The following is a 20848-nucleotide window of genomic DNA, read 5'->3' on the forward strand; positions in this document are numbered from 1 at the left end:
AACAAGAGGGACTCGCTGGGGCGTTCCTGAGCCCAAGTCAGCCCACGAGGCGCCGCAAAACGCACCCGATGGGGAGCTTTCGGGTGGCTTGCCCCGTGGTTATGGGCGATCTGGTGACTCCCTATCCCGGTATATCAGTTGATGACCAGTCACCATCGTGATTCGAGAGGAAATCGCACGTGTTCACAGGGGAATCCAGATATTGCTGAAACTCCCTCTGTTTCTTCCGTGGTTCATTTCACACTTGAGTCGGCGGGAGTGAAATGCCGTTCGCAAAACGTGCATAGTTCTCGCGGTTCTGTGTCATTCCTGTGCTCACTGCCGCCGTCGGCCGAGCGGCTTCTCTGGGGGGTTTTGCTGTGTCGACGCCTGCGGGGCGAGTCCGGTTCCGTCGTCCGGGCGGGGGCGTACGTCGTCGTCGCCGCTCACCGCGTGGGCTGGGAGTGTTCCTGTCGGCGCTGATGGTGGTGACCCTGCTGCCCGCCCAGGCGGCGCTGGCCATCCCCCCGGGCGACGAGCGCACCGGCCCCGACCTGACCGAGCTTCAGCAGGAGGCCCCGGCACCGCTGGACGAGGCCGCGGCCGCCGAACTGGAGGAGTGGGAGGGCGACCTCACGCCTCCCGTCGAGTACACGCCCACGGCCGTCGCCGTGCCCTCGGGCGGCTCCGCGGACGTGACGCTGGACGGCGTCGGCGAGGAGCTCGTGCAGGCCGGCGACCTGCCGGTCAGCCTCGGCAAGGCGAGCCCCACCGAGGACAACCCGACGCCGCCGGAACCCTCGGGCACCTGGAACGTGAAGGTCGAGCCGCGCACCACGGTGGAGGGCGTCGGCGTCGACGGCGCCGTGATCACGCTGACGCCGCCCTCGACGGACGCCACGCCTGTCGACGTCGAGCTGGACTACTCCGCGTTCGAGGACCTGTACGGCACCGAGTGGGCCTCGCGGCTGGAGCTGGAGCAGCTTCCGGAGTGTTTCGTGACCACACCGGAACTCGAGGAGTGCACGGAGCCCGTCGAGGTGCCCTCGTCGAACGACGCGGGCCTGGACAAGGTACGGACGACGGTCGACCCGGCGCAGGCCCAGACCTCGGGCCTGACCACGCAGTCGGGTGGCGGCGGGCCCATGGTGCTGGCGGCGGGGGACTCCGCGTCCGGCGCGGGCGGCACCTACAAGGCCACCGACCTCTCCCCGACCGGCTCCTGGACGGCCGGCGGCTCGGGCGGCGGCTTCTCCTGGTCCTACCCGCTCGGCCTCCCCGCCGCCCCCGCGGGCCCGGCCCCGAGCATCGGCTTCCACTACTCCTCCCAGGCGGTGGACGGCAAGACGTCGGTGGCCAACGGCCAGGCGTCCTGGGTCGGCGACGGCTGGAACTACCACCCCGGCTTCATCGAGCGCCGCTACCGCTCCTGCTCCGAGGACCGCGACGGCACGCCCAACAACGACAACGCGACGGACAAGAAGAAGTCAGACCTGTGCTGGGCGGGCGACCACGTCGTCATGTCCCTGGGCGGCGCGACGACGGAACTCGTGCTCGACGACGGTGTCTGGACCCCCGCCTCCGACAGCGGCGCCAAGGTCGAGCTGAAGAAGGACACCGCCCTCGGCAACGGTGACGACGACGGCGAGCACTGGCTCGTGACGACCCGCGACGGCACCCGGTACTGGTTCGGCAAGCACGCCGTGGGCGGCGGCCGGGCCGACACCAACTCCGTCTTCACCGCCCCCGTCTTCGGCAACCACGCGGGCGAGCCCTGCCACGCCACCGCGTTCGCCGACTCCTCCTGCACCCAGGCCTGGCGCTGGAACCTGGACTACGTCGAGGACGTCCACGGCAACGCCATGGTCATCGACTGGGCCAGGGAGACCAACCACTACGCCAAGAACGGCAAGTTCAAGGAGCACGTCTCCTACGTCCGCGGCGGCTACCCGAAGAAGATCGAGTACGGCCTGCGCGCCGCCGACCTCGACGGCCCCCCGGCCGCCCGGGTGAGCTTCTCCGTCGCGGAACGCTGCATCAAGGAGGGCGAGGTCGACTGCTCGGACGCCGACTTCGACTCCACCAACTACGCCGACAAGCAGCCCTGGTGGGACACCCCGTCCACCCTGCACTGCAAGGCCGACGCCGAGAACTGCTACGTCTCCTCGCCGACCTTCTGGACCCGCAAGCGGCTCTCCGCCGTCACGACGTACGCCCAGCGCACGCCCGGCTCGACGGCCCTGTCCAAGGTCGACGTCTGGGCGCTGGAGCACTCCTTCCCCCGGCAGCGCACCGACACCCACCCGCCGCTGTGGCTCGAGTCCATCACCCGCACGGGGTACGGGCCGGACGGCGACAGCACGATGCTGCCCCCGGTGACGTTCCTGCCGAACGTCGTCGACATGCCCAACCGCGTCGCCCGCTCGTCCACCGACCCCACCCCCGACTTCGACCGCCTCCGCGTCGAGACGATCCGCACCGAGACCGGCGGCGAGATCCAGGTCAGCTACTCCGCCCCCTGCGCGACCGGCGCCGACCCGGACCCGGTGACGAACGGCAGCCGCTGCTTCCCGGTGCACTGGTCACCGGACCCGGAGCTGGAGACGCCGAAGATCGAGTGGTTCAACAAGTACGTCGTCACGAAGGTCGTGCAGAAGGACCGCGTCGCCCGCCAGCCCGACGTCGTCACCACCTACACCTACGAGGGCGACGCCGCCTGGGCCAAGGACAGCGACGTCTTCTCCAAGCCCGAGCTGCGCACGTACAACCAGTGGCGCGGCTACAGCTCCGTCGTCGTCAACCAGGGCCTGACGCAGAACACCGGCGACCACGACGCCACCGTCCAGACGCAGACCCGTACCCGCTACTTCCGCGGCATGTCCGAGGACGCGGGACGGGCGACGGTCACCGTCAAGGACTCCACCGGCGTCACCATCGCCGAGGACCTGCTGCCCTACCAGGGCATGGCCGCCGAGTCGATCACGTACGACAAGGCCGGCGGCACTGTCGAGGCCCGCACGGTGAGCTGGCCCTGGTCGAAGCTGACGGCCTCCCGCACCCGCGGCGACGGGCTCCCGCCCCAGGAGGCGTACCGCACCGGCGTGCAGCGCACCGACAGCATCCGCGAGGTCAGCGACGGCGAGCGCATCGTCCGCACCGTCAACACCTTCGACGCCGTCTACTCGCTCCCCAAGACGTCCTACGCCCACACCCTCACACCGGACGGCAGCGGCGGTCACACCACGGGCAACGAGGTGTGCACCACCAACACCTACGTCCACAACACGAGCGCGCACCTCATCGGGCTCCTGTCCCGGCAGCGCGTCACCACCGGCGACTGCGCCCAGGCCGCGACGGCCACCGGTGACGACGTCGTCTCCGACACCCGCACCTCCTACGACGCGCTCGACGCCTTCGGCCAGCCCCCCACCCGCGGCCTGCCCCACCAGGTCGACACCGTCGACGCCGCCGGCACCGGCTGGATCACCTCCGCCCGCACCACCTTCGACGCCCTCGGCCGCGCCACCTCCGTCACCGACGCCGAGGACAACGTCACCCGGACGAGCTTCTCGCCCGCCACCGGACCGGCGTTCTCCACGACGACGACCAACCCCCTCGGCCACACCACGACCACCACCGTCGACCCCGGCCGCGGCACGCCGCTCACCACCACCGACACCAACGCCCGCACGACGACGACGGCCTACGACAACCTCGGCCGCACCACGGCCGTGTGGACCCCGTCGCAGGACCCCGCCACCGACAAGGCCGCGCACACCTTCGCCTACCAGGTCGACGAGGACACCCCGCCCGCCGTCACCTCCCGCACCCTGCGCGACAACGGCACCTACGCGGACTCCATCACCCTCCTCGACGGCCTCCTCCGCCCCCGCCAGACCCAGAGCGAGGCCCTCGGCGGCGGCCGGATCGTCACCGACACGCGGCACAACACCCTCGGCTCCGTCGCCGCCACCCACGACGGCTACCTCGCCAAGGGCGAGCCGGAGGCGAAGCTCTTCGTCCCCGACTCCGTCTTCCAGATCCCCCACTCCACCGAGACCGCCTACGACGGCATGGGCCGCCCGGTCAAGACCACCACCCTGTACGAGGGCACCCCCGACCACACCTCGGTGACCTCCTACGGCGGCGACTGGACCCTCGCCCGCTCCGGCATGTCCACCGACGGCACCACACCCCGCCGGGGCAGCCGCGCCGTCAAGACCTGGACCGACGCCCTCGGCCGCACCACCCTCGTCCAGCACGCGACCGACTCCGGTCTCACGGCCTGGAACGACACCCGCTACACCTACGACGCCCGCGGCAACCACACCAAGGTCACCGACGCCGAGGGCAACGAGTGGACCTACGCGTACGACGCCCGGGGCCGCCTCACCCGCACCACCGACCCCGACATGGGCGCCGGCTCGTTCACCTACGACGCGCTCGACCGCCAGGTCACCTCCACCAACTCCCGCGGCCAGACCCAGCACACCAGCTACGACGTCCTCGGCCGCAAGACCGAACTCCGCGAGGACTCCGCCACCGGCACCCTCCTCGCGTCCTGGACCTACGACAGCCTGTACCAGGCCAAGGGCCTCCCCGTCGCCTCCACCCGCTACACCGACGGCGACGCCTACACCACCGAGGTCACCGGGTACGACGTCGAGTACCGGCCCACCGGCACCCGCGTCATCATCCCCATGACCCCGGACACCACCGGCCTGTCCGGCGTCTACGAGTACGGCCAGACCTACACGGATACCGGTCAGCCCGAGACGACGACGCTCCCGGCCACGCCCGGCGGCCTGCCCGCCGAGAAGGTGATCACCCGCTACAACGGCGAGGGCATGCCGATCACCACGTCCGGCCACGACTGGTACACCGCCGACGCCACCTACAGCCCCTACGGCGAGGTCCTGCGCACCGTCTCCGGCGAGGCCCCCCACCGCGTCTGGTCCACCACCGAGTACGACGTCCACACCCGGCGCCTCGACCGCACCATCACCGACCGCGAGAAGGCGGGCCCCCACCGCCTCTCCGACACCGGCTACACCTACGACGTCATCGGCAACGTCACCTCCGTCACCGACTCGACGTCCGAAATGCTGCCCGACCGGCAGTGCTTCAGCTACGACAACCTCGGCCAGCTCCGCCACGCCTGGACGGCCCTCACCGCCGCCTGCCCCCGCAACGGCACCGCCGTCGACGCGGGCCCGGACGCGGCCGACGTCACCCTCGGCCCGGACTCCGACGGCTACTGGCACACCTTCACCTACGACGCCATCGGCAACCGCACCGGCTTCACCGACCACGACCTCACCGACAGCGCCTACACCGACACCCACTCCTACACCTACGACTCCGCCCAGCCCCACACGTTGACCCAGGTCAACTCCACCGAGAAGTCCCCCACGGGCACGGTGGAATCCCTCCAGACCTACGCCTACGACGCGGCCGGCAACACCACGGAGCGCCAGATCGGAGGTGACACACAAAAGCTCACGTGGAACAGCCAGAACAAGGTCACCGGCGTCGACACCACCGGTGACGGCACCAACGACGTCACCTACATCTACGACGCCGAGGGCAACCGCCTGATCGAGAACACCTCCACCGGCGCGACCCTCTTCCTCGGCGACGCCCAGATCACCGTCGACACCTTCGGCCAGGCCACCGAGGCCCGCCGCTACTACAGCCACCCCGGCGCGCCCACCACCGTCCGCTCCACCGGCGGCAGCGCCGACAGGGGCGAGCACGAGCTCACCGTCCTGCTCGCCGACCACCACAACACGGCCACCACCGCCGTCACCCTCGACGCCACCATGGCCGTCCAACGCCGCAAGTTCGACCCCTTCGGCAACCCCCGAGGCACCGAGCCCACCGCCTGGCCCGGCCGCGACTCCTTCCTCGGCACCGGCATCGACGACCCCGCCACCGGCCTCACCCACATCGGCGCCCGCGAGTACGACCCCACCCTGGGCCGCTTCATCTCCGTCGACCCGATCATCGACATCACCGACCCGATGCAGATGAACGGCTACGCCTACGCCAACAACAACCCCGTCACCTTCTCCGACCCCACCGGCCTCATGCTCGCCTGCGGCCCGCAGTTCGGCATGGGATGCGGCTCCGGCGTCCAAACCCGAGGCGACGGAAGCCTCTCCAGCGGAGGAAACCCCACCGGCGGCGGCGTAATCAGCGGGGGTGGTGGCGGCTCGGTGCTTAGCCAGAAGAAGCAGCAGAGGCCTCAGGCAAGCAGTTCGGTGAGGCATGCAAGCACCGGCATCACCAATGGTTTCGCCGCACAGGTTCCGGTAACCAGTAACTTCATTGCTCGAATCTCCATGCAGGAAAATAAGAAGCCCTGCATGCGCAAATACAGTGGCTATTGTGGATCTACCGGTGACTCCAGCAAGGAGGACTTGCAGGAATCTCTCGGTTGGCTCGGGTTTATCCCGGGATGGTTTGGTGTAGGCGCCGAAGCGGGCAACGGAATAATCCACTTGTCTGATGGCGAGTACGGCGAAGCGCTCTGGAGCGGGGTAGCGGCCACTGGTGTTATCGGAAGCGTCATCAAGAAGCTGGCAAAGACGAAGAGGTTGCCTGACTGCAGGAGCAGCTTCGTTCCGGGCACGGAAGTTCTCCTGGCTGACGGGACGACGAAGTCGATCGAGGAGCTGGAAAATGGAGACGTCGTACTTGCCTCGGATGTTGAAACTGGTGAGAGCTCCGGCAAGACCGTCACGGCAAAGATAACCAGCAAGGGTTCAAAGAAGCTGGTTCGTGTCGTGCTCGAAGGTGGTCAGGAAGGTGCCCCTGAGGCCGTTGTGGCTACGTCGGAACACCCGTTCTGGGTGCCTGCGACTGGAGAATGGGTCAGCGCCACCGAGCTTGAGGCCGGACAGCGAGTTAGAACCAGTTCCGGAAGCCACGTCCTCATCACCGCGGTCGAGCGCTGGACGCAAGGGTCCCGCGTCCACAACCTGACAGTCGCAGACCTCCACACGTACTATGTGCTGGCCGGGGCTACGCCCGTACTCGTTCACAACAGCAACTGCGATGTTCCCTCTGGCTCGCTCCAAGGGCAGAAGCTCGCTGACCAACTGCGCAAGGAGTCGGCCAGCTCGCCGTTTACTCCAGGCGGCTTCTTGGGGCCGGAAGCTATAGCGAACTCCAGGGTGATTATGCGCGGTAGTGAAATGAAGAATCCGGCGCTGCGTGCAAGATTTGAGGAGCGTGGTGGAATTTCACAGTGGGATAAGTACAGCACCGAAACCCACCAGAGCCCCTACGGCGACTATCAGGTGCACTACTACATGAATCGCACTTCGGGCGAGGTCATGTATGGGTTTGACTACAAGGTCGTAATGAACCGCCGCTAGGAGATCGCATGAAGGTGAGATTCGTAGGCGTCGAAGGGGTTGACCCCAGCGCTAGGCAAGGTTCGCATGTGCTGCGGCCTGATCGTGATTACGTCGTCCTCGGCATTGAATGTCAATCGGATGGCCCGAACTACTTCCGGATCGAGACCACGCGGGGGGAATGGCCGCCGCTACTTGACTCGCGCCTCTTCGAGGTGACTGATGCGCAGGTCAGCGCGATCTGGACCGCTCGCATCGGATGGGAAGGATCGGTGTCGCTTCAGCCGGAGGAATGGCAAAGGGAGGGCTTCTGGGAAGACTTCACCAACCATGACTTGCGCGCCGCAGAATCCTACGATCGCTACAGGGACCATCTACTGACAAGTGGGGGGCGATAGCGCAATAGCCCGATCGGCCTACCGCGCACCGCGTCATGCTGTGCCAACGGGATTTCACATATGCGATCTCTCGTCAGCACAGCATGACTGCTTTGGGTGCATTTGCCACTGCCTGACGGCAGTAGTTGACGGCAACGTCAGGGGACGATCGCGCCGCTGGGCGGTGGATCGTCGCCGTCGCCGTGAGTCTGCTCACCACTTTCCTGGCCGGAGAGCGCCGCGCCGAGGGCGTTGGTGGCTTGGCGTTGGAGGCGGAGCCTGACGTGGGCGTAGACGGTGGCGGTGACGCCGATGTGGGCGTGGCCGAGGAGTTCCTTGATGACGACGAGCTCGACGCCCTGTTCCAGAAGCAGGGTGGCCGTGGAGTGTCTGAGGTCGTGGAAGCGGATGCGGCGGAGGCCGGCCTTGCGCAGGAGCGTGGTGAAGGCGCGGGTGAGGTTGGTCGGGTCGATCGCTCTGCCCTGCGCGGTGGCGAACACGTGCCCGCTGTCCTGCCACGTGGTGCCTGCGGCTTCCCGTTCGCGCTGCTGCTGCTCTTGGTGGTGCTTCAGCGAGTGGAGGCAGCGGGTGGGGAGGGCGATGCGGCGTTCGGAGGCCCGTGTCTTGGTGGACAGCGTGGTGAGCCCGCCGGTGCTGGTGCGCTGAAGGGCGCGGCGGATGGCGGCGGTGCCCACGTCGAGGTCGAGGTCTTCCCAGCGCATGCCGAGTAGTTCGCCCTTGCGGAGCCCGGTGTGAAGGGCGAGTTCGAACAGGGCATGGAGCCGGTGACCCTGGGCCGTGGTGAGGAGTCGGCGGGCTTCATTGGTGGTGAGGGGTTCGAAGCGTCGGGGCCGTGGGGTGCCGGTGCGGACGTTGCGGGCGACGTTGCGCGGGGTCTCTTCTTCGCGGACGGCGTGCTCCAGGGCGGACTTGAGCACGGAGTGGATGTAGATCAGGGTCAGCGGAGAGAGCCGCTTGGAGCAGCATGATCCGGTGGCGCAGCAACGGGGCTCATCACGCTGGGTATCGATGCCGCGTGCGCAGCACTGGCAGGTGGTGCGGAGGTGGTTGAGCCAGGTGCGGACGTCCTTGGCGGTGAGTTTGGTGAGCTTCTTCTTGCCCAGGCCGGGGATCAGGTACCGGTCGACGCAGGCGGCGTATCGCGTGTGGGTGTTCTCGCGGAGGTGGTGGATGGCGACGTTCTCCAGCCAGTACGTCAGGTACGCGGCCATGCTGCCCGCCGCGGACGGGACGGGGACGCCGCGGTTGCTGGCGGCGATCTTCTCGGTGAGCTTGGCCAGGGCGTCTTTGCGGGTGGTGCTGTAGACGCGGATGCGCTTGCGGGTGTTGCCGGGGGCGAGGACGTATCCGGCGGCTTCCCAGCGGCCGTCCTTGCGCTGGTAGACGGTGCCGTCGCCGTTGGCTCGGGTGCGGCGGGATGAGGCGGGGCGGGGCGTGGTCATCAGGTGGCGGCTTCCTGGTCGAGGCGGGTGCGGATGAAGTCGGTCAGGGCGTGTGTGGGGATGCGGCGGGCGCGGCCGAGGGTGACGGAGGCGAGCTGGCGGGTGCGGAGCAGGTCGTAGACGGCGGAACGGCCGAGCTGGAGGCGGGCCATGACCTGGGGGACGGTGAGGAGTTCCGTGCCGGTGGTCACGCGACGGCCCCCGTCCGGACTGCACTGGTCAGCCGATCAGTGAAGTGACCGGCCGGGTGACCGGCGCGGTCGCCGGAGCGCTTCGAGCGTCGGGTTCGGGTCGGTTGCTCGGGTCGGGTCCGCCGCATCGCGGCCAGGAGGTCGGCGAGGTGTTCGAGTTCGGGCAGGAGGCCGGTTCCGGCGTACTCCCAGTGGGAGATGACCAGCGTCGTGTCCGAACCGTCGGGCCGTGAGGCGATATCGCTGTGACCGGGACGGTGACCTGTGGAATGACCGTGACCGGGTCGGTGACCGGCGGCCAGGTCAGTGGAGTGTCCGGCGCGGTCACTGACCGGAGTACCGTCCGTCTGGTCGGCCTGCGTCTCCGTCGATGCCGGGGCGGGGGGCTGGGTGTCGGGTCGGCCGGTTCGCCAGGCGGTGCGTTCGGCTCGGAGGTGGGTGAGGGTGGTGGAGTAGTGGCGTGTGCGGGTGGAGAAGTGGCCTCGGAAGCCGAGCATGTGGGCCCATTGGCGCAGGAGGAGGGCGTGCCGTCGTTTGGCGGCGAGGTGCCAGGCGGTGTGGATCATGCGGCGGGCGTGGTCGGTGATGTCGTACTTGTGCAGCTCGGCGAGGAGGCGGAGTCGGCAGTCGAAGGTGCCGGTGGTGGTCTCGGCTCCCTTGGTGGCGTACTTGGCGATGTAGGCGGCGACGTGTCGATCGGTGACCGGGCCGTCTCCGCTGAAGTCGGTGCCGCGGATCGCCCGGACGTCGATCTGCCGCCCGAACCGGAACACCAACCGTCCACCCCGATGTGAGTTTTGGGGCTGGGGCGCGGGGATGTCCCCGGCGGGCTGCGGTTGCTTCGGTGGTTCGCCCTCGTGGTGGACGCGGGTACGTGTGGCGGCGGGCGCTGACGGCGTGGTCGAGGAGTTGGGTGGTGGCCCAGGTGGGCGGGGTGCTGGTGGGTCCTGTGGGTCCGTCGAGGCGGATGACGGCGTGGAAGTGGACCTGGCCGCGCTTCTGGTACTCGGCGACCTTGGCGTACGAGAGCGTGGCGTGGTCCCGCAGGGCCCGCTGCGTCAGCCCCGCCGCCTTCGCAATCTCCCGCCGCAGGTGGGTGGTGAAACGTGCCCACAGGGCCGGGGCGTGCGCGCTCCACAGCACCGCGCCCACGTAGTCGTACCGCTCGGGGTTGAGCGGGGTGCCCAGCAGCCGGTCGTCGTCGGGGTGGGTGTGGCCGCAGTGGCAGCGGCCGGTGTCGGGCTGGTTGTGGACGGGGCCGAAGCCGGGTGCGGTGAGGGTGGCGAAGACGCGGGGGTGGGCGGCGACGCTGGTGGGGACAGTCTTGCCGCCACGCAGTCCGGCGGCGATGAGTTGGTATGTGTCGTAGCGGTAGACGGTGGAGCAGGCGGGGCAGCGGGTGGCGCGGCGGTTGCCGCAGCGGACCAGCAGTGCGCCCGCCGGGAGCCGGCTGGTGTCGAAGTGGTCGAGGATCTCGCCAGTCGCGCTGTCCAGACGGGTTCGGCGCCCGGTGAGGCGGATCGGGTGCGCGCAGCCGCCGAGCGTGCTGATCTGTCGTGCGAGGGGTGCGAGGTGGCCGGTGGCGGCGAGCTTCGCCAGCCTGGCGGTGAGCCTGGCGCGGCGCTCCAGCCTCGACCGCCCTGCCGCCGAGGCGGTGGAGCCCGCCGGGCAGGTCGGAGTCGTGAACGCCGGTGACGGACGCGAGGCGGCTGGAATGGCTGCGGGGTACGGGAGTTGGAGCTGTGCGGGCATGCGGGACGGTGGCCTTTCGGCGGGAGCGCGGAAGCGGTACGCGCGGGGTGGCGTGGGCAGGCCGAAGTGATCGGCTCACAGGGGAAGGGGCGCCTCGAAGGTGGGCGCGGGGGCCGGACCAGTGGGGGCTTGGCCGGCGGGGCGCGGTGGTGATCACCGGCGGGTGCGTGACGTTAACATCGCCTCACCGGCGCATTCAAGTGCATCCCTCCTCATTCCTTTCTGTGGGGTCGGGGCGCGGGTAGTGTGGGGCCGGTTTCCCGGTTTGGACGGGCCGGAATTGGCTGGTATTGGGCACGGAGAGCGGGGTGGCAGGCGTGGTGGCGACGCGGCGCGGGCGCAGGCCGGCGGGCAGCGGGGTACCGCTGACGTTCGAGGTCATCGCCGAGGCCCTGCGCGAGCGCATCCGCTCTGGTGAGCTGCGGCCGTGTGATGCGTTGCCCACGCAGGCCGTGTTGATGCGGGAGTTCGGGGCGTCGAGCCTGACCGTGCAGAAGGCCATGGCTCTGCTGAAGCAGGAGGGGTGGGCGGTTTCCCGGCCAGGCAAGGGAGCCTTCGTCGCCCACTACGACCACGCCGATGACACCGGTGACCTCGACGGCCGCGAGGCGACCGCGCCCGCCACCGGGACGGCGGCCCGCGTCGAGGCGCTGGAACGTGCGCTGGCCGAGGCTGCTCAGCAGATTGCCGACCTGCGTGGCCGCATCGAGGCGCTGGAGTCAGGCAGCGGCGAGCGGGGCCGCTGACCCGCCGTGCCGCGTGGCCCAGGACCGGACAAGCGTCGCGCGGGGGTGTGCGTTCAGATTTTCTTTACGAGGTTCGAGGTTCAAGGCGGGCCTGCCCGCCAAGGCTGACCGCCGTCGCCGGCAAGGCCCACCGTTTACTCCCGCGATCAGGCGCTACTGGAGGCATCGAGCCGACGCGGCAGCCGGGCTGCGGGAGCGGCAGCCAACCGGATCACCGGGATGACCGGAGCCGGGCTCCTGGCGGAGCAAGCTATCGTCTACGACCGTCCTACGGCCGGATCGCAGGCAAGGGCCGACCAGGGGGCCGACCCTTCACATGCGTCGCGCAGGCTCACCGAGGGCGGTGGCCGGCACCGCCTCCAGCGGGGGAGCGATGCCCAGGCGGCCCACCCCCGCGGCGGATCCCTCCCGCCACGGCCCCCGCGCCACCAAACTGGGCGACGCATCAGCCCGGCCCATATATCATCGGCGCTATGGACAGCGGGCGGTACTCGATCGAGATCGAGCCGGAGGTACGGCTGTGGCTGGAGAACATTCCGGCCCATCACTACAAGCAGGCCGAACGCGTTGCTGACCTGCTCGCCGAGCAGCCCACCACGCTCGACGAACCGCACTCCCGCCATCTGGGCGGCAAGCTCCGCGAGCTGCGCTTCCGCCTCAGTGATGCTCACCAGCGCATTACCTACTGGCTGGCGCCCGGCCGACGTGTCGTGCTGCTCACCGTGTTCCGCAAGACCAAGATGCGCGAGCAGGCCGAAGTGGACCGCGCCCACGCCGCACAGCGATTGTGCGAGGCAGAGCATGAAGCCGCCGCCGAGCATGACCTCTACAGCCGCAACCTCAAGGAGAACCGGTGAACCACAGCGAATGGAGGACCCGTCGCCACCGCCAGCTGCTGGGTGAACACCTGGACGCTGACCCCGAGTACGACCGGGTCTACGAAGAGGCCGGTCTCGCCATGACGTTGGGCAAGGCCGTCTACGACCGGCGTAAGCAGCTGGGCCTGAGCGAGGCCGACCTCGCCGAGCGCATGCACGTCGGCGTCGATGACATCGAAGGCATCGAGACGGCCACCGAGCTGCCGCCCATTGCGGTCATCATGCGCCTGGCCCGCGCACTGGACCTCACGGTGGACGTGCACCTCGCCGGAGGAGACGAGCCCACCGTCACCATCGTCGCCCCAGCGGCCTGAGGCGGGGAGGAATCATGCAGGACCCGCCTTCCGCGCTCGCCCGTGAGCTCGGGCAACTCGTCCACGACCGGCGCATCGAGCTCGGGTTGTCCCAGGCCGAGCTGGCCGAGCGGTGCGGGATGAAGCAGCCGCAGATCTCCCGCTTCGAAGGCGGCGGGACCGTGCCCACGCTTCCCCTCCTGCGCCGCCTGGCTCAGGCTCTCGGCGCCGACCTGAGCATCAGCCTCACCCCGCACGACAAAGCCGCTTGACACGCATTCGGAATTCCCGGAATTCCCCAGGCGGTGTAGACCGCTGACGGCAGTAGTGACGGCAGTAGTGACGGCAAAAAGCGCGGACGCCAGGGTACAGTCACGGACGCCAGCAAAGCACAAAACCCTCGATGACCTGCGAAGAGGACTACTGGCGACGCGATGACCAGCACGGCGGCGAAGTCCTCAGGCCGGCGGTGGTCGGGCAGCTTCGCTACGTCGTGGAGCTGCTGAACGAGCATCGTCCGTCGCCCCTCCAGAACGGCCTGTACGGCGTGGCGGCCGAGCTGGCACGACTCACCGGCTGGACGTATTTCGACGCGCGCCGGTACAACCAGGCCCGCGCGTACTTCACCCAGGCGCTTGCAGTTCGCCAGGGAGATCGACGATCGGCAGTTCATGGCCAACGTGTTGGCCTGTATGAGCTTGCAGGCGACGTATCAGGACAAGCCGGGGGACGCCCTGGCGTTCGTCAGCGCGGCTCAGGACGAGGCCCATGCCGTGTTGGCCACCCCGCGTGTCCTCTCGATGCTGTCGCTGCGGGAGGCGTTCGCCCAGGTGTCATTGGGCCGCCGCGGCGCCACCCACGACGCCATTGCCGAGGCTCATCGACAGTTCGAACGGGTCCAGAGCAGCGACCCCGACCCCGCGTGGGTGTCCTACTTCGACGAGACCAAGCTTCTCGTCGATACCGGCATCGCTCACGGTCGGCTGGGTGAAGCAGCGAAGGCCGAACTGCTCATCGCGGACGCCTTGCAGCGGGAGACCTTTTCGAACCAGCGGGGCCCCGCTTTCCACGCCTTCTGGCTCGCCCGTACGCAGCTCCGCCTCGGTGAGCTGGACCAGGCGTGTCTTACGGCGACGGATGCGCTGCAGCCTGCTTCGTCGGTTGCCTCGGAACGTGTGGCGAGCCATCTCCATGAGTTCTACGGGGAGCTGGCACCCTATTGGCGGGAACCTGTGGTCCTGCGCTTCGAGACGCGGCTACGAGATCTCCTCCCCGCTCGGGTCAACGGATTCCCTCGTCCATGAGTGCGTACAGGAGGCCGACGAGGGAACCGCTGCTCACGATCTCGCGACGGTCGATCATGCTCCGGATCTCTGTCAGCGGTATCCACTCGATGCGGTCGGACTCGTTCTTCTCCGTCGGCGGGCCGACGTAGGTCGCCCCGTCCGCGCGGAACAGGTGATGCTGTGAGTCCGTGATCCCGTTCGCCGGCTCGGCGTAGACCAGGGGCCTCATTGGCCCCGGTCGCCAGCCCGTCTCCTCAAGGACCTCGCGGGCGGCGGCGTCAGCAGGCGCTTCGCCGTCCTCGACCAGGCCCATGGGCAGTTCCCAGGCCCACGCGTCCGTGATGAAGCGGTGGCGCCACATCATCAAGACCTCCTGGCGGTCGTTGATCACGGTGGCCACCGCCAGGTGCCGGAGTTTGACGACGTGGTACTCCCACCGGCGTCCGTCCGGCTGCTCGACGTCGGTCAACCACAGGTTGACCCAGCGGTTCTCGTAGATCGGACGTTCCCCGTGGATCTTCCACTGCATCGCTGATGCCCCTCTCGACCAGTGCCCAGCATCGCGGAGCCGGTCTTCCGCGCAACCGGTTCGGGTATTCGCGTCCTTTTGACGGATACGGTCACGCGAGGTTCGTTGATCGGGTGGTTCTGTCGTGCCGGGGTGAGGTCGATCGCCTATGCCTGTTCGCCGGTGACGTCGCCGGGGAGCCAGTCGTGGGGTGGGTTGTGCACTAGCCAGCGGTTGCGGGCGGCTTGGGTGGCGCAGGCGGCGGTGAGGGTGGTGAGGCCCGGGTGTGGGTCGCCGGTGCGCCAGAGCAGGGACCAGGCGTAGAGCGGTGTGGGGTTGGTGAGGGGGATGGAGCGCAGGTTGGGGATCGCGGGGAGGGGGACGTCGGCGGGGAGGAGGGAGAAGCGGTCGGGGGAGGCCGCCACCTCGTCCAGGAAGTGGGTGAGGCCGAGGTTGACGCTCGCGACCGTGTCGCGGATGCCGAACCCGTCGGCGAACTGGTGGAGGAAGTCGAGGCGGTGGAGGGGGCCGGGGGTCCAGAGGGCGGTGTCGCTCAACTGGAATGGGGACAGGGAGGGTTCGGCGGCCAGGGGGTGGTTGGCGGCGAGGATGGCGTCTACCGGCTCCAGGCGGACGAGGCGGTGAGTGAGCCCGGCTGGCAGGGGTGGGTGGACGCGGCCGAAGGCGGCGTCGATTTCGCCGTTGAGGAGGGCCGCCGTCACGGAGGGCAGGTCTCGGCCGTGGCCCAGGACCAGGTCAACGGTCGGCTCGGTGAGCTGGGCCATCGTCCGCATGGGGGCGTAGAGGTGTCCCCAGACGTCGACGCGTAGGGGGCGGTGCTTGCCGATGGCCGCGGCGACGGCCGCGTCGGCGGCGGTGAGGGTCTGCCGGGCCGGTGGGAGGAAGCGCTGTCCGGCCTCGGTGAGGCGTACTCCGCGGGGGCCGCGCTCGAAGAGTTCGGCGCCGAGCAAGGTCTCCAGGCGGGCGATCCGTTTGGAGAGGGCCTGCTGGGAGATGGCGAGCGTGCTCGCGGCCCGGCCGAAGTGGAGTTCGTCGGCGGTGTGGACGAAGGCACGGACCTGCGCCATGTCGAGATCCATGGCTCTCACCGTAGGTGACAACCCTGGGTTGTCGATGTGGGGTGGTGGTTGTTGGATCTTGTGGCGGGCTCGGCGGTTGCATGCGCGGTATGCACAGACTGATTCCCACCGGCGACGCGACGCGGCCCGTCGCCTTCGCGGAGGTGCCCCAGCCCGTGCCCGAGCCGGGGGAGGCGCTGGTCAAGGTGGAGGCGTTCGCGCTGAACCGTGGCGAGACGTTCCTCCTGGAGCGCCCGGAGCCGGGGTGGCTGCCGGGCAAGGACGTGGCGGGGCTCGTGGTGCAGACGGCGGCCGACGGCTCCGGGCCCGGCATCGGTACCCGGGTGGTCGGGCATCCGGCGCGGGGCGGCTGGGCCGAGTACGCGGCCGTGCCGACGCACTCGCTCGCGGTGCTTCCGGACAGCGTCGACAGCGTGCGCGCGGCGGCTCTCCCGCTGGCCGGGATCACCGCGCTGCGGCTGTTGCGCGCGGCCGGTCCGTTGGCCGGGGTGCGGGTGCTGCTGACGGGTGCGTCGGGCGGTGTCGGTCACTACGTCACCGAGCTGGCCGTGGCGGCCGGGGCCGAGGTGACCGCGGTGACGGCCACGCCCGCACGGGGCGAGCGTCTGGTGGAGCTGGGGGCCGCGGTGGTGCACGAGGTCGCGGAGGCCCGGGGGCCCTTCGACGTCGTGCTGGAGTCCACGGGCGGTCCCGAGCTGGCGGCCGCCGTGATGAAGGTGCGTCCTGGCGGCCTGCTCGTGTGGTTCGGGCAGGCCAGCCGGACTCCGGTGACGCTCGACTTCTTCGGGCTGCTGGGCGGCCCCGAGGGCGTCACGATCCGGCATTTCCACTATGCGGGCGCCCCGTACGGCCCCGACCTGGCGGCCTTGGCGCGGTGCGTGGAGCGGGGGCGGCTGCACCCCGAGATCGGCCGGATCGCCGCCTGGTCGGAGGCCGCCGAAACGTTGGTCGACCTGCGGGAGCGCCGCATCCGCGGGAAGGCCGTTCTGCTGACGGGAGGTTCATGATGAGTGTGGTCGAGTTCGCCGATGCGCAGTGGACGCGGGCCAGGGGAGCCGGAATCGATCCGGACGAGTACCGGCGCGTCACCGAGGGGCTGGGCTCGGTCGCGGACTGGGTCCCGGCGCTCCGGCGTACCGGGCAGGCGTGGTTGGAGCGTGCGGATCCGGTGGGCGCGCCCCAGGCGGCGGGGGAGCGCCTGCTGATGGCGGCGCGCTGGTTCCACCTGGCCACCCTCGCGCCGGGCGCGGAGGCTCACGAGGCGGCCGCCGAGGCGGACGCGGCGCTGGCCCGGGCGCTCGGCCTGCTGGAGCCGGGCGCGCGACGCGTGGAGGGTGAGGGGTTCACCGGTTGGCTGCGGGGGCCCGTCGACGCGCCCGGGACGGTGATCATCGTGCCCGGGTTGGACTCGGCCAAGGAGGAGTTTCTCGATCTGGCGGCCGCGTTGCTGGCCCGAGGGCTGGCCGTCTTCGCGATGGACGGCCCCGGGCAGGGCGTGCTGGCGGGCTCGACGGCGCTCACCCCGGAGTACGAGCGCGTCGTGGGGCGGGTCGTCGACGCCCTCGGGGTGGAGCGGGTTGGAATCGTCGGGCTCAGCCTGGGCGGCTACCACGTCGGCCGTGCGGCGGCGCTGGAGCCGCGGGTCGCCGCGGTGGCGGCCGTCAGCGGGGCGTTCCGGCTCGACTGGGAGGAACTGCCCCCACCGGTGCGGGACATCATCGCGTGGCGGGCCAAGGGCGAGGACGCGGCGCGGGACTTCGTCCGGCGGGCGGATCTCACGGAGCTGGCTCCGCGCATCAGTGCGCCGCTGCTCGTCGTGGAGGGGGATGCGGACGTCATTCCCGGGGTGACGAACTGCGAGCCGCTGGCGAAGCTGGCGCCGCGCGGGAGCTTTGTGTCCGTGCCGGGCGGTGATCACCTGATCGGCAATGTGCGGGACGCGTGGCTGCCCCGCCTCACCGACCACTTCGCGCAGACCCTGACGGGAGCAACGGCATGAAGCGCTTCGACGACAAGACCGTGCTGATCACCGGCGGGACCAGTGGCATGGGGTTGGCCACGGCCCACCGGCTCGTCGCCGAGGGTGCCCGGGTCGTCGTCACGGGACGTACCCGGGAGCGGGTGGACGACGCGGTGCGGCAGCTGGGTGCCGACGCCTCGGGGGTGGTCGCCGATGCCGCGGACGTTGGCGCGGTGGAGGCGTTGATGGAGACGGTCCGCGAGCGGCATGGTCGCCTCGACAGCGTGTTCGCCAACGCGGGCGTCGGTACGTTCCGGCCGTTCGAGGAGCTCACCGAGGCCGACGTCGACCACTGCGTGGACGTCAACTTCAAGGGGGTGTTCTTCACCGTCCAGAAGGCGCTGCCGCTGCTGAGGGACGGGGGCTCGGTCGTGATCAACGCGTCGTGGACGCTCCACCGGGGCAACAGCGTGCTCAGCCTCTACTCGGCCACCAAGGCCGCCGCGCACAACCTGGCCCGGACGCTCGCCGCCGCCCTGGCCCCGCGCGGTATCCGGGTCAACTCCATCAGCCCCGGGTACATCGACACGCCGATGTATCCCTTCGACGCGCTGAGCCCCGAGCAGGCGGAGGCGGTGACCCGTCAGGTCGTCGCGGGGCGGTTCGGCCGGCCGGAGGAGATCGCGGCGGTTGTGGCCTTCCTCGCCTCGTCCGACGCGTCCTACGTCAACGGCCAGGATCTCGTCGTCGACGGCGGGCTGGTGGGCTCCGTGCCCGGCTGAGCCACCGGCCCGGGGCAGTGCCCCGCCCCCTGCGGGGCGCCTCGCAGGGGGCGGTGTGGCTCAGGCCACGCCCGGCGGGGGTGCATCCGGTTGTGCACCTTGTTGCATAATCGGGGTTCCGTCGAGGTGAGGGAGTGTGCCGTGAGCCGGTATCCGCATCTGTTGCAGCCGCTTGACCTGGGTTTCACCAGCCTGCCCAACCGCGTGCTCATGGGCTCCATGCACGTCGGGCTCGAGGAGGCCGAGAACGGGTTCGAGCGCATGGCGGCGTTCTACGCCGAGCGTGCCCGGGGCGGGGTCGGGCTGATCGTCACCGGTGGCATCGCGCCGAACGAGGCCGGGCGGCCGTGGGACGGCGGGGCCGTGCTCACCACGGAGGCGGAGGCCGAGCGGCACCGGGTGGTCACGGACGCCGTGCACCGCGAGGGCGGCAGGATCGCGATGCAGATCCTGCACTTCGGCCGGTACGCGCACCACGAGAACCTGGTGGCGCCGAGCGCGCTCCAGGCGCCGATCAGCTTCCACGTCCCGCACGCCATGACGGACGACGAGATCGAGCAGACGATCGACGACTTCGCCCGCGCCGCCGAGCTGGCCCAGCGGGCGGGCTACGACGGCGTCGAGATCATGGGCTCCGAGGGCTACCTGATCAACGAGTTCATCGCCCCCGCGACGAACCAGCGCACCGACCGCTGGGGCGGCTCGCCGGAGAACCGCATGCGCTTCCCGGTGGAGATCGTGCGCCGGGTCCGGGAGCGGGTCGGTCCGGAGTTCATCCTGATCTACCGGCTCTCCATGCTCGACCTGGTGCCCGGCGGCTCGACGCTGGAGGAGGTCGTGGCGCTGGCCAAGGAGATCGAGGCGGCCGGGGCGACGATCATCAACACCGGCATCGGCTGGCACGAGGCCCGCATCCCGACGATCGTCACCTCGGTGCCGCGCGCCGCCTACGCGTGGGTGACGAAGAAGCTGATGGGCGAGGTGTCCGTCCCGCTGGTGGCGGTGAACCGCATCAACACCCCGGAGACGGCGGAGGAGGTGCTCGCCGACGGGTACGCGGACATGGTGTCCATGGCGCGTCCGTTCCTCGCCGACGCCGAGTTCGTGGCCAAGGCCGCCGAGGGCCGCCCGGAGACGATCAACACCTGCATCGGCTGCAACCAGGCCTGCCTGGACCACGTGTTCAGCCTCCAGATCACCTCCTGCCTGGTCAACCCGCGCGCCTGCCACGAGACGGAGCTGGTGCTGGAGCCGACGCGGCGGCGCAAGAGCCTCGCCGTGGTCGGGGCCGGGCCGGCCGGGCTGGCCTTCGCCGTCTCGGCGGCCGAGCGCGGGCACGCCGTCACGCTGTTCGAGGCCTCGGACGAGATCGGCGGCCAGCTCAACATCGCCAAGCGCATCCCGGGCAAGGAGGAGTTCGGGGAGACGCTGCGCTACTTCCGCACCCAGCTCGACCTGCGGGGCGTCGACGTCCGGCTGAAGACGCCGTTCACGGCGGCGGACGCCGAGGGCTTCGACGAGATCGTCGTCGCGACCGGCGTCACCCCGCGCACCCCCGAGATCCCGGGCGTGGACCACCCCAGCGTCGTCAGCTACCTGGACGTGCTGCGCGACGGGGCGCCGGTGGGCGAGCGCGTGGCGATCGTCGGCGCGGGCGGCATCGGCTTCGACGTCGCCGAGTTCCTGACGGACGGCGGCGAGGGCGCGAGCGTCGACCCGGAGACGTTCGCCCGCCAGTGGGGCGTGGACATGGAGTACGCCGAGCGGGGCGGGCTGCGGAAGCCGGAGCGCCCGAAGCCGCCGCGCACCGTGCACCTGCTCCAGCGCAAGACGAGCAAGGTCGGCGCCGGGCTGGGCAAGACGACGGGCTGGATCCACCGCACCGAGCTCAAGCACCGCGGCGTGACGATGGTCAAGGGCGCGACGTACGAGCGGATCGACGACGACGGGCTGCACGTCACCGTGGACGGCACGGCGGACGTCATCCCCGTGGACACCGTCGTGCTGTGCACGGGCCAGGAGCCGCGGCGCGAGCTGCACGAGGAGCTGGCGGCGGCCGGGCACACCGTGCACCTGATCGGCGGCGCGGACGTGGCGGCCGAGCTGGACGCCAAGCGGGCGATCCGGCAGGGCACCGAGCTGGCGGCAGCGCTCTGAGCCGACTGCGCCCCC

General features: G+C 69.9%; 15 protein-coding genes and 2 pseudogenes. 11 read left to right on the top strand and 6 right to left on the bottom strand.

Features of this window, described 5'->3' with window-relative positions:
* Positions 1 to 461 precede the first annotated feature (461 nt).
* Positions 462 to 7361: a polymorphic toxin-type HINT domain-containing protein gene (locus tag HPT28_RS27375; RefSeq protein WP_219090104.1), complete on the top strand. Its 6900-nt coding sequence runs from the start codon at positions 462 to 464 to the stop codon at positions 7359 to 7361.
* Between the two features lie 8 nt (positions 7362 to 7369).
* Complete coding sequence (locus tag HPT28_RS07205) at positions 7370 to 7738, top strand: hypothetical protein (RefSeq protein ID WP_219090105.1); 369 nt, start codon at positions 7370 to 7372, stop codon at positions 7736 to 7738.
* A 137-nt stretch (positions 7739 to 7875) separates the two neighbouring features.
* Here the strand turns inward: HPT28_RS07205 and HPT28_RS07210 are convergent, their stop codons facing one another.
* The 4 genes and pseudogenes from HPT28_RS07210 to HPT28_RS27700 form a co-directional block, all read right to left on the bottom strand.
* On the bottom strand, positions 7876 to 9180 hold the full coding sequence (locus tag HPT28_RS07210) for a site-specific integrase (RefSeq protein ID WP_219090106.1): 1305 nt from the start codon (positions 9178 to 9180) through the stop codon (positions 7876 to 7878).
* Complete coding sequence (locus HPT28_RS07215) at positions 9180 to 9371, bottom strand: helix-turn-helix domain-containing protein (RefSeq protein WP_219090107.1); 192 nt, start codon at positions 9369 to 9371, stop codon at positions 9180 to 9182. The genes HPT28_RS07210 and HPT28_RS07215 overlap by 1 nt, the downstream gene beginning before the upstream one ends.
* Positions 9368 to 10144, bottom strand: coding sequence for a replication initiator (locus tag HPT28_RS27695; protein WP_374226931.1), 777 nt, complete (start codon positions 10142 to 10144; stop codon positions 9368 to 9370). The genes HPT28_RS07215 and HPT28_RS27695 overlap by 4 nt, the downstream gene beginning before the upstream one ends.
* Before the next feature lie 172 nt (positions 10145 to 10316).
* Positions 10317 to 11123, bottom strand: a pseudogene (locus tag HPT28_RS27700) (replication initiator); the annotation flags it as partial.
* Between the two features lie 308 nt (positions 11124 to 11431).
* Between HPT28_RS27700 and HPT28_RS07225 the strand changes: the two are divergent.
* The 5 genes and pseudogenes from HPT28_RS07225 to HPT28_RS07245 all read left to right on the top strand — a co-directional run.
* Positions 11432 to 11869 (top strand): winged helix-turn-helix domain-containing protein, encoded by a 438-nt coding sequence (locus tag HPT28_RS07225; RefSeq protein WP_308119119.1) that lies wholly within the window; start codon positions 11432 to 11434, stop codon positions 11867 to 11869.
* 473 nt (positions 11870 to 12342) lie between these two features.
* Entirely contained in the window at positions 12343 to 12726 is a 384-nt protein-coding gene (locus tag HPT28_RS07230; protein WP_219090108.1) for a type II toxin-antitoxin system RelE/ParE family toxin, read from the top strand.
* The gene (locus HPT28_RS07235; protein WP_200305578.1) at positions 12723 to 13061 is read left to right on the top strand and encodes a helix-turn-helix domain-containing protein; all 339 of its coding nucleotides are present in this window, start codon (positions 12723 to 12725) and stop codon (positions 13059 to 13061) included. The genes HPT28_RS07230 and HPT28_RS07235 overlap by 4 nt, the downstream gene beginning before the upstream one ends.
* Before the next feature lie 14 nt (positions 13062 to 13075).
* Complete coding sequence (locus tag HPT28_RS07240) at positions 13076 to 13312, top strand: helix-turn-helix domain-containing protein (protein ID WP_190149909.1); 237 nt, start codon at positions 13076 to 13078, stop codon at positions 13310 to 13312.
* 143 nt (positions 13313 to 13455) lie between these two features.
* A pseudogene (locus tag HPT28_RS07245) lies at positions 13456 to 14344 on the top strand (hypothetical protein); the annotation flags it as partial.
* On the opposite strand, the gene HPT28_RS07250 reads toward HPT28_RS07245, so the two are convergent.
* Together HPT28_RS07250 and HPT28_RS07255 are read right to left on the bottom strand one after the other, a co-directional pair.
* On the bottom strand, positions 14322 to 14855 hold the full coding sequence (locus HPT28_RS07250) for an NUDIX hydrolase (protein WP_219090109.1): 534 nt from the start codon (positions 14853 to 14855) through the stop codon (positions 14322 to 14324). The pseudogene HPT28_RS07245 and the gene HPT28_RS07250 overlap by 23 nt on opposite strands.
* A 146-nt stretch (positions 14856 to 15001) precedes the next feature.
* The gene (locus HPT28_RS07255; RefSeq protein ID WP_219090110.1) at positions 15002 to 15934 is read right to left on the bottom strand and encodes a LysR family transcriptional regulator; all 933 of its coding nucleotides are present in this window, start codon (positions 15932 to 15934) and stop codon (positions 15002 to 15004) included.
* An 89-nt stretch (positions 15935 to 16023) separates the two neighbouring features.
* Between HPT28_RS07255 and HPT28_RS07260 the strand changes: the two genes are divergently transcribed.
* From HPT28_RS07260 to HPT28_RS07275, 4 genes are all read left to right on the top strand, one after another.
* Positions 16024 to 16941, top strand: coding sequence for a zinc-binding dehydrogenase (locus tag HPT28_RS07260; protein ID WP_219090111.1), 918 nt, complete (start codon positions 16024 to 16026; stop codon positions 16939 to 16941).
* Entirely contained in the window at positions 16938 to 17933 is a 996-nt protein-coding gene (locus tag HPT28_RS07265) for a S9 family peptidase (RefSeq protein WP_306824589.1), read from the top strand. The genes HPT28_RS07260 and HPT28_RS07265 overlap by 4 nt, the downstream gene beginning before the upstream one ends.
* Positions 17930 to 18676: a glucose 1-dehydrogenase gene (locus HPT28_RS07270; protein WP_219090112.1), complete on the top strand. Its 747-nt coding sequence runs from the start codon at positions 17930 to 17932 to the stop codon at positions 18674 to 18676. The genes HPT28_RS07265 and HPT28_RS07270 overlap by 4 nt, the downstream gene beginning before the upstream one ends.
* A 141-nt stretch (positions 18677 to 18817) precedes the next feature.
* Positions 18818 to 20833 (top strand): NADPH-dependent 2,4-dienoyl-CoA reductase, encoded by a 2016-nt coding sequence (locus HPT28_RS07275; RefSeq protein WP_219090113.1) that lies wholly within the window; start codon positions 18818 to 18820, stop codon positions 20831 to 20833.
* Positions 20834 to 20848 lie beyond the last annotated feature (15 nt).

This window comes from Streptomyces sp. JJ38, assembly GCF_019303475.1.
GTDB lineage: Bacteria > Actinomycetota > Actinomycetes > Streptomycetales > Streptomycetaceae > Streptomyces.

What these genes read in the sequence shown, in the direction of transcription:
- HPT28_RS27375 (WP_219090104.1), top strand. Translation starts at nt 462, where the DNA reads ATGGTGGTGACCCTGCTGCCCGCCCAGGCGGCGCTGGCCATCCCCCCG.
- HPT28_RS07205 (WP_219090105.1), top strand. Translation starts at nt 7,370, where the DNA reads ATGAAGGTGAGATTCGTAGGCGTCGAAGGGGTTGACCCCAGCGCTAGG.
- HPT28_RS07210 (WP_219090106.1), bottom strand. Translation starts at nt 9,180, where the DNA reads ATGACCACGCCCCGCCCCGCCTCATCCCGCCGCACCCGAGCCAACGGC.
- HPT28_RS07230 (WP_219090108.1), top strand. Translation starts at nt 12,343, where the DNA reads ATGGACAGCGGGCGGTACTCGATCGAGATCGAGCCGGAGGTACGGCTG.
- HPT28_RS07240 (WP_190149909.1), top strand. Translation starts at nt 13,076, where the DNA reads ATGCAGGACCCGCCTTCCGCGCTCGCCCGTGAGCTCGGGCAACTCGTC.
- HPT28_RS07250 (WP_219090109.1), bottom strand. Translation starts at nt 14,855, where the DNA reads ATGCAGTGGAAGATCCACGGGGAACGTCCGATCTACGAGAACCGCTGG.
- HPT28_RS07255 (WP_219090110.1), bottom strand. Translation starts at nt 15,934, where the DNA reads ATGGATCTCGACATGGCGCAGGTCCGTGCCTTCGTCCACACCGCCGAC.
- HPT28_RS07260 (WP_219090111.1), top strand. Translation starts at nt 16,024, where the DNA reads ATGCACAGACTGATTCCCACCGGCGACGCGACGCGGCCCGTCGCCTTC.
- HPT28_RS07265 (WP_306824589.1), top strand. Translation starts at nt 16,938, where the DNA reads ATGATGAGTGTGGTCGAGTTCGCCGATGCGCAGTGGACGCGGGCCAGG.
- HPT28_RS07270 (WP_219090112.1), top strand. Translation starts at nt 17,930, where the DNA reads ATGAAGCGCTTCGACGACAAGACCGTGCTGATCACCGGCGGGACCAGT.